At 38.3% G+C, this 12,296-nt stretch carries 14 protein-coding genes; 12 read left to right on the top strand and 2 right to left on the bottom strand.

The features are described from left to right. Positions 1-119 precede the first annotated feature (119 nt). The 4 genes from WDJ61_RS12320 to pstB all read left to right on the top strand — a co-directional run bounded on the left by WDJ61_RS12320 (position 120) and on the right by pstB (position 3,857). The gene (locus WDJ61_RS12320) at positions 120-1,094 is read left to right on the top strand and encodes a PstS family phosphate ABC transporter substrate-binding protein (protein ID WP_338750119.1); all 975 of its coding nucleotides are present in this window, start codon (positions 120-122) and stop codon (positions 1,092-1,094) included. Positions 1,095-1,205: 111 nt separating this feature from the next. After that, positions 1,206-2,129 (top strand): phosphate ABC transporter permease subunit PstC, encoded by a 924-nt coding sequence (gene pstC, locus WDJ61_RS12315; protein ID WP_338754790.1) that lies wholly within the window; start codon positions 1,206-1,208, stop codon positions 2,127-2,129. A 36-nt stretch (positions 2,130-2,165) separates the two neighbouring features. Beyond that, on the top strand, positions 2,166-3,020 hold the full coding sequence (pstA, locus tag WDJ61_RS12310; RefSeq protein ID WP_413789099.1) for a phosphate ABC transporter permease PstA: 855 nt from the start codon (positions 2,166-2,168) through the stop codon (positions 3,018-3,020). A gap of 36 nt (positions 3,021-3,056) precedes the next feature. Next, entirely contained in the window at positions 3,057-3,857 is an 801-nt protein-coding gene (pstB, locus tag WDJ61_RS12305) for a phosphate ABC transporter ATP-binding protein PstB (RefSeq protein ID WP_338750115.1), read from the top strand. A 58-nt stretch (positions 3,858-3,915) separates the two neighbouring features. Here the strand turns inward: pstB and WDJ61_RS12300 are convergent, their stop codons facing one another. Beyond that, positions 3,916-4,368, bottom strand: a complete 453-nt coding sequence (locus tag WDJ61_RS12300) for a hypothetical protein (protein ID WP_338750113.1) — start codon at positions 4,366-4,368, stop codon at positions 3,916-3,918. 4 nt (positions 4,369-4,372) lie between these two features. Beyond that, positions 4,373-4,738: a helix-turn-helix domain-containing protein gene (locus tag WDJ61_RS12295; protein WP_338750111.1), complete on the bottom strand. Its 366-nt coding sequence runs from the start codon at positions 4,736-4,738 to the stop codon at positions 4,373-4,375. A 154-nt stretch (positions 4,739-4,892) separates the two neighbouring features. On the opposite strand from WDJ61_RS12295, the gene WDJ61_RS12290 reads away from it, so the two are divergent. The 8 genes from WDJ61_RS12290 (at position 4,893) to WDJ61_RS12255 (ending at position 12,078) form a co-directional block, all read left to right on the top strand. Then, entirely contained in the window at positions 4,893-5,573 is a 681-nt protein-coding gene (locus WDJ61_RS12290) for a DUF4912 domain-containing protein (protein ID WP_338750109.1), read from the top strand. Then, the gene (locus WDJ61_RS12285) at positions 5,566-7,878 is read left to right on the top strand and encodes a glycosyltransferase (protein ID WP_338750107.1); all 2,313 of its coding nucleotides are present in this window, start codon (positions 5,566-5,568) and stop codon (positions 7,876-7,878) included. The genes WDJ61_RS12290 and WDJ61_RS12285 overlap by 8 nt, the downstream gene beginning before the upstream one ends. Beyond that, positions 7,875-8,732: a nucleotidyltransferase family protein gene (locus WDJ61_RS12280; protein WP_338750105.1), complete on the top strand. Its 858-nt coding sequence runs from the start codon at positions 7,875-7,877 to the stop codon at positions 8,730-8,732. The genes WDJ61_RS12285 and WDJ61_RS12280 overlap by 4 nt, the downstream gene beginning before the upstream one ends. Positions 8,733-8,822: 90 nt before the next feature. Beyond that, positions 8,823-8,972 carry a 50S ribosomal protein L33 gene (gene rpmG, locus WDJ61_RS12275; protein ID WP_094834085.1) on the top strand — a complete coding sequence of 50 codons (150 nt, stop codon included), beginning with the start codon at positions 8,823-8,825 and terminating at the stop codon, positions 8,970-8,972. 59 nt (positions 8,973-9,031) lie between these two features. Continuing rightward, entirely contained in the window at positions 9,032-9,601 is a 570-nt protein-coding gene (locus WDJ61_RS12270; protein ID WP_338750097.1) for a 5-formyltetrahydrofolate cyclo-ligase, read from the top strand. Between the two features lie 66 nt (positions 9,602-9,667). Further along, entirely contained in the window at positions 9,668-10,858 is a 1,191-nt protein-coding gene (locus tag WDJ61_RS12265; protein ID WP_338750095.1) for a rhomboid family intramembrane serine protease, read from the top strand. Positions 10,859-10,903: 45 nt separating this feature from the next. Continuing rightward, positions 10,904-11,113 (top strand): YqgQ family protein, encoded by a 210-nt coding sequence (locus WDJ61_RS12260; RefSeq protein ID WP_338750093.1) that lies wholly within the window; start codon positions 10,904-10,906, stop codon positions 11,111-11,113. A 5-nt stretch (positions 11,114-11,118) separates the two neighbouring features. Further along, positions 11,119-12,078, top strand: a complete 960-nt coding sequence (locus WDJ61_RS12255; protein WP_338750091.1) for an ROK family glucokinase — start codon at positions 11,119-11,121, stop codon at positions 12,076-12,078. Positions 12,079-12,296 lie beyond the last annotated feature (218 nt).

Raw genomic sequence — 12,296 nt, 5'->3', positions numbered from 1 at the left:
GGAAAAGTCTATCATTTACAAAAGCTTTACATTACATTAAAACGGGATTAATACTCCTTCGTTAATCTGTGTACTGTAGCAAAAAACAAAAACAAACATTTTTTAGGGGGAAATTAGAGATGAAACCAGTAAAAGTTCTTGCTGTATCTGCTATGCTTGGATCTGCTTTAGTATTAGGTGCATGTAACAGCGGCACAGGTGGAGAAGAGAAGAAAGAAACAACTGAGCAAGCAGGAGAAACGGATAAGCAACTGCAAGGTAACATTCAAGTGGATGGATCTTCTACCGTTTATCCAATCATGGAAGCTGTATCTGAAGAGTATATGATGGAGCAGCCTGATGTGAAAGTAACTGTTGGTTTCTCTGGAACTGGCGGCGGATTTGAAAAGTTCATCGCGGGTGAAACACAATTGACCAACGCTTCCCGTCCAATTAAAGATGAAGAGAAAGCATCTTTAGAAGAGAAGAAAGTTGATTTCACTGAATTCAAGCTTGCATTTGATGGTCTTTCAGTAGTAGTGAACAAGGATAATGACTGGGTTGATCATTTAACGGTTGAAGAATTGCAAAAAATGTGGGTAGATAACGGCAAACCGAAAAAATGGTCGGATATCCGTGAAGGATGGCCAGAAGAAGAAATTAAATTGTATTCTCCTGGTACAGATTCCGGTACATTTGATTACTTTGATGAAGTAATCCTTGAAGAGCAACAAATTGATAAAGGCGCTACTTTATCTGAAGATGACAACGTACTTGTACAAGGTGTAACTGGCGATAAAAACGCAATTGGTTACTTCGGTTATGCTTACTACTTAGAAAACAAAGATGAATTAAAAGTGGTTCCAATTGACGGAGGTAAAGGGCCGGTTGAGCCAACAAACGAAACAATCGAAAGTGGAGAATATGCACCATTATCTCGTCCACTATACACATATGTATCTAACAAAGCTGTAGCTGAAGACGAAGCGGTATATGACTACGTGAAATTTGCTCTTGAAAATGCAGGTGCATTATCAGAGGAAGTCGGTTATGTAAAACTTCCAGATGAAGAATATACAAAAGCATTGGAAACATTAGAAGGATTAAAGAAATAAGGGGTTTTAGCGGATAAAGGATTATAATTCCGTAAGATGGGAAGCGAATCCGCTTTCCATCTTATTATTGGGTTGAAGGGAGTATTCATTTTGAAAACAGTTGAGAAGAAAATGAGCCCAGTTCAAGAATTGCTTGAGAAAAAATATAAAAGCGGTTTTTTGAACAGAAGCGAAAAGATTATTCCAGTCATACTGTTTATTATGGCTGCTGTATCCGTATTAACAACGATCGGCATTGTGTTGACGCTAATTTTTGAAACGTTTACGTTTTTCCGTGAAGTTTCAATAGTTGAGTTTTTTACAGCTAAAGAATGGTATCCATTCTCTGAATCTGAAGCCACATATGGTATTTTGCCTTTGGTCATTGGAACGTTAAAAATTACAATAATCGCTTCCGTAACTGCAGTGCCAATTGGCTTGGCTGTTGCCATTTATTTAAGTGAATATGCTTCAGAAAGAGTTAGAAAAATTATGAAGCCAGTTTTAGAGGTGTTAGCGGGTGTACCTACTATTGTTTATGGTTTCTTCGCTCTAACATTTGTCACTCCTTTATTGCGATCTATTTTCCCTTCAGTGGAAATGTTTAATGCGATTAGTCCAGGGATTGTTGTAGGGATTATGATTATTCCAATGATTGTATCTCTTTCAGAAGATGCACTTTCATCAGTTCCTCAATCCGTTCGTCAAGGAGCTTTAGCGCTTGGAGCAACGAAGTGGGAAATGACTTGGAGGGTAGCCATCCCAGCTGCTTTATCAGGGATTCTTGCTTCTATTGTATTAGCCATTTCTCGTGCCATCGGTGAAACGATGATCGTGACCATTGCAGGAGGCTCAACTCCAACTGCTTCACTAGATTTGACGTCTTCTTTACAAACAATGACATCTTACATTGTTCAAGTAAGTACAGGTGATGCAGGATTTGGTACGACGATTTATTACAGTATTTATGCTGTTGGTTTTACTTTATTTATTTTCACATTGGCCATGAATGTTATAGCTGGACGCGTCTCCAAGCGTTTTAGGGAGGAATATTAAATGCAAAATGTCCAAAAGCAGATTAATACAGATGAAATGGTAGGGAATATCCCTACACGTCTTATGAAGAATAATTTGTATAAAGGCCTTTTCTTTGCAGCAACGGTCCTTACATCAATCATTTTAATCATTCTTCTTGTTCGAATTTTCTCTCAAGGAGCTGCTTATCTATCCTGGGATTTCTTGACGAATTTTGCTTCGAGACGCCCGGAACAAGCTGGAATTAAGGCAGCACTTATCGGGACTCTTTGGATGATGGCTGTTGTTGTGCCTATTTCTACCTTGTTAGGTGTAGGTTCGGCCATTTATCTTGAGGAATACGCCAAGAAGAATCGGATGACTCAATGGATTCAAATGAACATTTCCAATCTTGCTGGTGTACCGTCTGTTGTTTTCGGTTTACTAGGCTTAACTATTTTCGTCCGTATGTTAGCCCTTGGCAACAGTGTTTTGGCCGCAGGATTGACGATGAGTTTGTTAATTCTTCCAGTTATTATTGTTGCTTCACAAGAGGCGATTCGGGCAGTGCCAAATGAATTGAAAGAAGCGTCCTTTGGGCTTGGAGCTACAAAGTGGCAAACGATTTTACGAGTAGTTCTTCCATCAGCTCTTCCTGGGATATTAACCGGAAGTATCTTAGCCTTTTCGAGGGCGATTGGAGAAACAGCTCCGCTTGTAGTTATCGGAATTCCAACATTTGTTGCGTTTTTACCTAAGTCTGTTTTTGACCAGTTTACAGCTTTACCAATGCAAATTTATAACTGGACTAGTAGACCTCAAGAAGAATTCCATTTATTAGCTGCAGCTGGTATTATCGTTCTTCTTATCATTCTGATTTTGATGAATTCTGTCGCTGTGTGGATCCGCAATCGATATCAACAAAGATATTAACTCATACTGAAGCAAAACTAATTGGAGGGAAAATCAATGGCACTAGAGGTAGTGAAAGGTGAAAAGAAAGCAGCTAACGAAAACAGAGCTGTGTACAATACAAAAAATTGTAATCTTTGGTATGGAAGTCATCATGCCCTAAAAAATATTAATTTAGAAATTAACGAGAAAGAAGTTACCGCAATCATCGGTCCTTCTGGCTGTGGAAAATCCACATATATTAAAACACTTAATCGAATGATTGACCTTGTACCAGATGTGAAAACTTCGGGTGTAATTGAATATCGTGGACGTGATATTTTCAGCAAAGATTTTCTTGTAGAAGAGTTACGTACTAGAGTAGGGATGGTATTCCAAAAACCAAACCCATTTCCAAAATCAATTTATGAAAATATCGCTTTCGGTTTAAAAATTCATGGTATTAAAGATAAACAAATCGTTAGTGAAACTGTTGAAAAAAGTTTACGTGGAGCTGCTTTATGGGATGAGGTCAAAGATCGTATTCATGATCCAGCTTACGGATTATCTGGAGGTCAGCAACAACGTTTATGTATCGCACGTTGTTTAGCACTAGAGCCAGATGTTATTTTAATGGATGAGCCAACTTCTGCTCTTGATCCAGTGTCAACGTTAAAGGTGGAAGAGTTAATCCAAGAATTAAAAGAGCAGTACTCGATCATTATTGTGACACACAATATGCAACAGGCCGCCCGTATTTCTGACAAAACGGCGTTCTTCTTAAGTGGTGAAGTCGTAGAGTTTAGTGATACAGAAACGATCTTCAATAGTCCTCAAGATACTCGTACAGAAGATTATATTTCAGGAAGATTCGGATAAGCACGAAAAAAGGTTAGCAGTCATTGGTCTGCTAACCTTTTTTATTAAGTGATCCGCTCTAGTTAGTCGTTAAGACAACAGCTATTTGTTTCATGGTCATGGAGGAGTAAATTTTATGTTCGCCTACTTGAATTTTTTCAGCGTAGTCATTTTTAGTGAGGAAACTATTGAATTCTTCTGCACTTTTAATCATACCTGCTTTTTCAAGGGTCTCACCAATTTCTGAAGAGTCCATGCCTGGGGTAATTCGTAGAGTGTAATATTGCTCGTTGCTTTCTTTGCTGTTTACTGTTTTTGCTTTTGTTTCCTTAGCTTTAGAAAGCTGATCTGTTTTGCTTTGAAGCTGCTCGTATTCCTTCGTTGATAAGACGACATAGTCTTTCTCTTGTAGTTTTTCAATCATCGCTTTGTCTGTTGTCTCGGGAGACGATGTTGTTTGAGAATAGAACAATAATGCTAGTGAAGCAGTGAATAGTCCAGCTGCGAAAGCTCTTGTCGTTTGTTTATCCATGACTTCACTCCTTTTGTTCCATATACGGTTTTAATATTTGTTGCACCTGTTTTGTGGACAGAGAAGATTGTTTGGCAATGGCGTTTATACTGGTTCCTTGGTAATATAGGGCGATCACTTGATTTTTTATGATAGCACTAATGTTTGTTTGTTCCGTATACGCTTCTCCATTTAATTCGAGAGAGCCGTCTAAAAAAAGCTCCTCTTCTAATATCTTTATTTTTTGTTTTAGTTGATAGCTTTCTTGCAAATGCTGCATAGACAGTTCTTCCACCTCTTTAGATAGTTGGGTATAGCGATCTTTTTGAAAAAGTGAAAGAAGGAAAAAAACGACCGCAGCAGCGGCAAGGCCAATCATTAATCCGTACATTTATATCGTCACCTCGATGTTTGATAGCTCATGTTATTTATATCATATTTAGTCTATTTCTACTAGCTTCATTAGGTAAAAATAGTCATATTGCGACAATATGTGTACATTGTAGATCATGTCGGACAGTGTTACGATGAAAAGAAGAGTGAAAATGATGCTGAATAGGGTGAGAATGTTGCAAGCGGAAATTATTAGGTTAAAAAACGAAGGAAAATCGATACAAAACATTGCTGACATATTAGGTATTTCTGTCGGGAAGGTTCGTTACCAATGGGAAAAGTTCCAAAAGCAACAGGCTTCGTTAGAGGAAGAGAAAAATCCCTTTGTATTCTCTTTGAAGGATGAAAAGATAGAAGGCTTTACAGCTGGGTTTTTAACGCTTACACTTACTTCACCTAACCGAGCGATTTGTCAATGGACACTTGAAGAGTGGTTTATTCAAGCGATACAGAGTATTTTCCAACTACCGATTGATCAACCAGCTTATGATTTAAGACTTTACGATGTATCGGACATCATTTTTAACGGAAACAATGCTCACCATATGTATGCCTTTAAAGTGCCAACAAACAGCAATTATTGGTTTGTGAAAGGCTTGCAAAGAAATCGTTCTTATGTGTGTGAGATTGGATTCTTGAACCGGCAACAAGATTTTTTTCCTCTTCTTCGTTCAAATCCGATTCACACCCCTTATGAACAGGCTGCTCAACAATTCATGATGTATTCAACGATGGAAAGGTATCGAAATGATGAAACGAAAAGACCACTTTGGATCGAGCATATAAGCACGTATTCCTATTATGAATATTCATTGGAGGAAGAACATGAGTGAAAAACAAGCTTTTATTATTTTGCAGCCGTCCGTTCCTTTTCGTCCGTTTCTTTTGTTCAATCAAGAAGAAACGTCGTCCTATCTTCAAGCAGTACTTAAAGAATATTTAGGATTAATAGATCTGTTGAAAAAGCTTCCTCCCAGTGTACACATTGGCGTTGTTTTTAATCCACTAATGATCAACTGGTTTCAATCACCTAGCTTTAAAGCAGCTGCAGAACATTATTTCTCTAGTGTAGACGATGAAGAGCATTTATCATTATTTGAGCATTGGACAGAATGGCACGGTGAATTGATAGAATCATTTAACTATTATATGAAATGTGGACGTTTAACAGCTTATCCTTCAACGATCAGTGATTTCCCCTTAACGGTTTTGCAAACTCCAGAAGCGATCAGCTATCAACTACATCAAACCATTCAAATTTGGCAAGCCTGTTTTCAATGTACGCCCAATGGTCTATGGCTGCCACAATGTGCATATACTTCAGGGATAGATGTATTTTTAAAACAATTTGGGATTACGTACATATTTCTTGATCATGAGGCTCTTCCTCAAATGGAAGGTGAAGAGAAATATACGTACAAAACCGCCTATGGAATCGAAGTTCAACCGATTCGCATTGCCGACTGTGAGAGCCTATGGGAAATAGGGGAAATATCGATCTATCTTCCATTGTCACAGGCTTCTCTTGCTCTCCTTCACAAATTGTTAAAGAATATACCAAAAGAGCGTGTAGAAGCAAGAATGGCTGAAGAAAAGCTTGTTCATGTTCCGTTTAGCTATTTACATTTTAATCAACGTCCTTTGTTGAACGATCACGCAATAGAGTGTTCAATGCTAGCCTTTGAAATGGAACGAAAGATTGCTAGAGTAAAGGAACGCCTGCCTCATGAGGAGAGATTTTTGTTACAAGCACTTATACAAGAATGGACCTATTATTTATATGCGATTGCTCATGATGCTTGTGAAGAGGAACGGATCAATTATTATCAGGCGTTTGACTATATATATGAAGGGATTTGTCAGGATCTTTGTGATTATGATTTTATTCAACAGCGATATGAGCGGTTGCTGAGTGGAATAAGCGCGCTTTCACAAGAAAAAAAATATGAAAGTCATCATTTACCGGAAGAAAAAAAGGGGGTGCTCTTATTTACTTGGGAGTATCCTCCTAGAATAGTTGGTGGCTTATCTCGACATGTGCATGACCTTGCGATGTCACTTGTGAAAGAAGGTCTTGATATTTATGTCATTACTGCTGTTACAGCGGATGCGCCCAATTATGAATATAACGAGGGGGTTCATGTTTTTCGTACCGGACCATTACATTCGTGTGAACCAAACTTTTTAAAATGGGTAGCAGACTTAAATGCGTGCATGCTCCGGAAAGCAGTCGAGTTGATTGGAGAAAAAAGAATCCAACTGCTTCATGCGCATGATTGGCTTGTCAGCTATGCCGCTCTTTCTTGTAAAGAGTACTTTCGTCTACCTTTAGTGACGACTGTTCACGCTACAGAATTTGGTCGTAATCAAGGGGATTTTACTGACATGCAATTAGAAATTAGTTATATAGAAAAGAAATTATTTAATCAATCCGATTATTTAATCGTTTGTAGCCAGCCCATGAAAGAAGAAGTTCAGACTTATTATTTAGAGAAACCTAAACCAATATTCACCATTCCTAATGGGGTGTTTTTAAATGAGCAAAAAGGCGTGGTAATGAAGCAAAACGAATTTCCTTACGTTTTTTCCATTGGGCGAATGGTAAAGGAAAAGGGCTTTCATTTATTAATTGAAGCGGCTGGGGAAATCTTGAAAAAATACAATATTCAGTTTATCATTGCAGGTAAGGGACCTTTGTTGAACTATTTTCGAAAAGAAGTGGAAAAAAGGAATCTAGCAAACTTTGTTCACTTCATTGGATTTGTAACGGATGAAGAAAGATGGCAGTTATTTACGGAATGTGAAGTGGCTGTTTTTCCAAGCCTTTATGAACCGTTTGGGATTGTGGCGTTAGAGGCTATGGCAGCGCAAAGGCCAGTGGTAGTTTCTCGTACAGGTGGATTAAAATCCTTTGTACTACATGAAGAAACAGGGTTGTTATTTACACCCGGAGATTCATGGAGCCTTCAGTTACAATTAGAACGGCTTCTACATGATCGCGAGTTAAAGGATCGCATGAGAATGAATGGCTATCAGCTAGCTAAAAATGTTTATAGTTGGGAAAAGATCAGTGGACAGACGAAGCAAGTGTATGACCAGGCCATGGTAAATTTAAAGATGGAAGGTGTGCGTTCATGAAAGGAGTTATTTTAGCAGGAGGTAGAGGGGAAAGGCTAAAGCCTTTAACTGATTGGTTACCAAAGCCTATGGTGCCATTACTAAACAAGCCTCTGTTAGAATACAACTTAGAACTCTTCAAAAAGCAAGGGATTACCGATGTGACTCTCACCGTCTGTTACAAAAAGGAAAGCATTAAGCAGCATATTGGAGATGGCTCCCGTTTTGGTGTAAACGTTACTTATATTGAAGAAAAAGCCCCACTTGGAACAGCAGGGAGTCTTTTTCGGCATGCGGACCGTTTTCAGGAAACGTTTGTTGTATTGAGCGGAGATGCATTGACGAATATTTCACTTGAAGCAGCGATCCAATTCCATCATTCTAAGCAAGCTCTTTTGACTTTAGTCGCTGTGGAAGTGGAAAGGCCGGAAGATTTCGGTATTTGTTTGATTAATGAGGAAGGACGATTAGTGTCCTTTCTTGAAAAGCCGGAGAAAGAACAAATTTTTAGTAGTATCGTCAATACAGGTATTTATATTATTGAACCAGAGATTTTTGAGCGCTATCATTTTAATGGGGAAGTGGATTTTGCTAAAGATCTTTTTCCTGTTATTTTAAAAGACTGTGAGAGAATTTTTGTGTATCGCTCAGAAGCCTATTGGCAAGATATTGGCAATCCCTATCAGCATTGGTTAGCAGAAAAAAGGTTGAAACATGGAATTTCAGGAATAGCATCCGCGAGAAAACCGCCAATTGCTCAAATTAGCAACTACTCCACACAGTTTTTAAAGCGTTTTCATTTGCACGATGCCCTTTCAACTAGTTGGACAGAGAGAAATAATAGACAATGGACGATTAAAACGACGGAACAATGAAAATCAGACTAGCATTTGCAAAAAAAAAGTGATATTATAGAAAGGTCGTAAAGAAGATACAAATGTATTGAAAAGTTTGGAGGGAAAAAGATGCGCGTAAATATCACTTTAGCTTGCACTGAGTGCGGTGATCGTAACTATATTTCTAAGAAAAACAAACGTAACAACCCTGATCGTCTTGAACTGAAAAAATATTGTTCAAGAGAAAAGCGTGTTACTGCTCATCGTGAAACAAAGTAAGCAGCGGGATCCTTTTCCTGCTGTTTTTTTTATATAAAAAATTAGGGGGATTGTTAAAGATGGATAAGCAACTGTTGCGACACAATATGAAAGAAGTACTAGCAAGCATGAGTAAGCTTGAGTATGAGCAATACTCTTTTCAAATTGCACAACGCTTATTCTCATTACCACTATGGCAAAGTGCCGAGACAATAGCGGTTACAGTTTCTCGTTTACGCGAAGTAAATACTTGGTCATTGATCACAAGAGGTTGGGAAGAGGGGAAAAAAGTCGTTGTTCCTAAATGCTATCCAGTAGATCGGAGTATGAAGTATTATGAATTGACTTCATTTTGTGAGCTTGAGACGGTGTATTCAGGTTTATATGAACCTGACCCTGCCAGGACAAATGATGTGGACTCGAAGACCATAGATTTATTAATTGTTCCTGGTCTTGCTTTCGATAAGAGAGGATATCGTCTTGGTTTTGGTGGTGGCTATTTTGATCGATTTCTCGAAAACTTTGAAGGGGAAACAGTAGCTCTCTTGTTTTCACAGCAACTGTTAACAGAGGTTCCTAGAGAAGTTTACGATTTACCTGTCCAACAATTGATTACAGAAAAAGAGATTTATACTTGTTTTTCTAAATAAAGGTGAACCTAGATAGCCTAGACTTTACAGTGGCTTTTCTCTTTCGTTATAGTAAGAAAGAACAAAATGAACAAAGGCAGTGATGAGATGGGTTCTACTGAAAATAATCTATTTTGGAAGCTTGCTTATTTCTTTGTGGTGGAGAAAGACTATCAAATTATGAGCAAGGTTGAAAATCGACAGGAGATGTTGCTTGAACATGTAACGAATAAATCCGCACAAATTATTCGACTAGTTCGTGCAGATGTCGATTGGTCGAATCGTCTTCGCAAAGATATTGAAGGTGTTTCTGCTATAGGTGAAGGAATTCGTAAGCGATTAGGAAAACGTCAATTAAATGTAGTGAATATTTACATATCCTCTCATTCCCCGATTGATGATTATGAACGTTATACAAGCGAGCCGTTCTATTATCCGAAAGGGCAAAAAACAAAAGTGACATCGATTTTATTCAGTCAAGAGCGTCACAAGGAAACGGTTGACCAACTTAATCAGTTGTTTCAAGAGGCGATTGACCCTTCTTTTTTTGACAGTTGCTCAGATGAAGAAGGATATGCTTATCAAAGAGCCGTTCTTACTTATTCTGTGAAGAAAAAGGAAGAAGATCAAAAATTGTTTAATTATGCCACTCCGTTTTTTTCTTTTTTATTTATCGGTATACAAGTCATTGTATTTATTTTGATGGAGTTAAGCGGAGGGAGTACCAATACATCCAACCTCATTCGTTTTGGTGCTAAATTTAACCCGCTGATCCTTGAGGGAGAATGGTGGCGGTTTTTTACGCCGACGTTTTTGCATATAGGCTTTTTACATTTGTTGATGAATACAGTTGCTATTTATTTATTAGGGACAGCAGTAGAAAAGATTTTTGGTCGGTTTCGCTTTTTATTGATTTATTTATTTGCAGGATTTACAGGAACATTGGCTAGTTTTTTAATGAATGACTCTTTATCAGCTGGAGCGAGCGGAGCGATATTTGGCTGTTTTGGTGCTTTGTTATATTTTGGAACGGTGTATCCTAGACAGTTTTTTCGGACGATGGGAATGAATATTATCTTTATCATCATAATCAACCTTGTGTTTGGGTTTACGATGTCTGGAATCGATAATGCTGGTCATATTGGTGGGTTGATTGGCGGCTTTTTAGCGACAGGTGTGCTTCATTTGCCGGAAAATCATCGGATAGGTAGACAGCTCGTCTTCCTAGCGGGAACGATGATACTGACAGTTAGTGCACTGTATATAGGTTTTAACTAATGAATGAAATGGATGTTGAAAATTTAGCTTAAAGGGTTGGTGTCAATGAATACAATCTGGGATGTTCAACAGTTATTAAAAAGATTTGGTGTATTCGTTTATGTAGGAGATCGGGTCGCTGATTTACAGTTGATGGAAGCGGAATTAAAAGAATTAAATCAGTCGCAACTGGTTGAACCAAAAGAATTTCAAATGGCTTTACTTTTGTTGCGGCATGAGATTCAAAAAGAAAAAGATAAATTAAAGAACAGGTGAATAACGTGGCTACTTCATTAATTGCTGCTGTTGATCTTGGTGGCACGACGACAAAATTAGCTTTTATAAATACGAGTGGGGAAATTGTAGTTGGTTGGAAAGTACCAACAGATGTATCTAATCATGGATCACGAATTATTAAAAATATTGCCGAGGAAATAAAGAAGAAGTTATTGGAGATGTCTATATCGAAGGATCAGCTTCTCGGTGTAGGTGTAGGTGCACCCGGGCCTTTTTCTGAAAGTGGAGTGATGTATGAAGCCGTTAATTTAGGGTGGAGGAAGAATTATCCTTTAAAGGCTCTTCTAGAACAAGAAATCGGCCTTCCTGTTATGGTAGAGAACGATGCAAACTGTGCAGCACTCGGAGAAATGTGGAAAGGTGCTGGAGGTGGAGCTGAAAACTTAGTTTGTGTCACGTTAGGAACAGGCGTCGGCGGTGGAGTAATTGTTAATGGTAAAATTGTTCGTGGGGCACGTGGAGCTGCTGGAGAAATCGGTCATATGACAGTGGTAACAGAAAAAGGGTTTGTGTGTAACTGTGGAAAAAGTGGTTGTTTAGAAACGGTGTCGTCTGCGACTGGTGTCGTTCGACTAGCTTCACAGCAACTGCAAACCACATCTAAAGCTTCTTTTTTAAGAACGAAACAAAATTTCAGTGCAAAAGATGTGTTTGAGGCCGCAAAAATGGGGGATGAGATTGCTGCTTTTGCAGCCCAGCAATGTAGCTACTATCTCGGGTTAGCGTTATCTCACCTTGCCAACACTTTGAATCCAGATGTCATAGTGATAGGGGGTGGGGTATCAAAGGCGGGAGATCCACTTTTACAATCGGTCAGAAAAAAGTTTAATGAGTGTGCGTTTACCCCTGTCAGAAACTCAACAAATATTGACTTAGCTCTTCTTGGAAATGAAGCTGGTGTGATTGGAGCGGCTTGGTTAATTAAGCAAAAGTTGATGGAGTAACATAACAATTATCCTCATCTTCTTGATCACGAATAGAATGTGACAAAAGATAAAAACAAACTTTTAAGGTGAAAAAACTCTATTTTCCTCCAAGTAGAGTTTTTTCACCTTTTCTTCTTTGGTTGCTATAGCGTAGGCTACTATTCTACAAAATCTCTGTTTTATCTGCATTGCTTTTTTGTAAAAAAAGTATTAAGATTATCTATGATGTTTTTACA

Source organism: Bacillus sp. FJAT-52991 (assembly GCF_037201805.1).
Classification (GTDB): domain Bacteria; phylum Bacillota; class Bacilli; order Bacillales; family Domibacillaceae; genus Bacillus_CE; species Bacillus_CE kandeliae.
The sequence above is the reverse complement of the archived record's forward strand: the minus strand, read 5'-3'. Positions and strand labels throughout refer to the sequence as shown.

Coding starts and splice junctions, on each gene's coding strand:
- WDJ61_RS12285 (WP_338750107.1), top strand. CDS start 5,566: ATGAGTGAAAAACAAGCTTTTATTATTTTGCAGCCGTCCGTTCCTTTT.
- pstA (WP_413789099.1), top strand. CDS start 2,166: ATGGTAGGGAATATCCCTACACGTCTTATGAAGAATAATTTGTATAAA.
- rpmG (WP_094834085.1), top strand. CDS start 8,823: ATGCGCGTAAATATCACTTTAGCTTGCACTGAGTGCGGTGATCGTAAC.
- pstB (WP_338750115.1), top strand. CDS start 3,057: ATGGCACTAGAGGTAGTGAAAGGTGAAAAGAAAGCAGCTAACGAAAAC.
- WDJ61_RS12295 (WP_338750111.1), bottom strand. CDS start 4,738: ATGTACGGATTAATGATTGGCCTTGCCGCTGCTGCGGTCGTTTTTTTC.
- WDJ61_RS12320 (WP_338750119.1), top strand. CDS start 120: ATGAAACCAGTAAAAGTTCTTGCTGTATCTGCTATGCTTGGATCTGCT.
- WDJ61_RS12270 (WP_338750097.1), top strand. CDS start 9,032: ATGGATAAGCAACTGTTGCGACACAATATGAAAGAAGTACTAGCAAGC.
- pstC (WP_338754790.1), top strand. CDS start 1,206: ATGAGCCCAGTTCAAGAATTGCTTGAGAAAAAATATAAAAGCGGTTTT.
- WDJ61_RS12265 (WP_338750095.1), top strand. CDS start 9,668: ATGAACAAAGGCAGTGATGAGATGGGTTCTACTGAAAATAATCTATTT.
- WDJ61_RS12260 (WP_338750093.1), top strand. CDS start 10,904: ATGAATACAATCTGGGATGTTCAACAGTTATTAAAAAGATTTGGTGTA.
- WDJ61_RS12300 (WP_338750113.1), bottom strand. CDS start 4,368: ATGGATAAACAAACGACAAGAGCTTTCGCAGCTGGACTATTCACTGCT.
- WDJ61_RS12290 (WP_338750109.1), top strand. CDS start 4,893: ATGATGCTGAATAGGGTGAGAATGTTGCAAGCGGAAATTATTAGGTTA.
- WDJ61_RS12280 (WP_338750105.1), top strand. CDS start 7,875: ATGAAAGGAGTTATTTTAGCAGGAGGTAGAGGGGAAAGGCTAAAGCCT.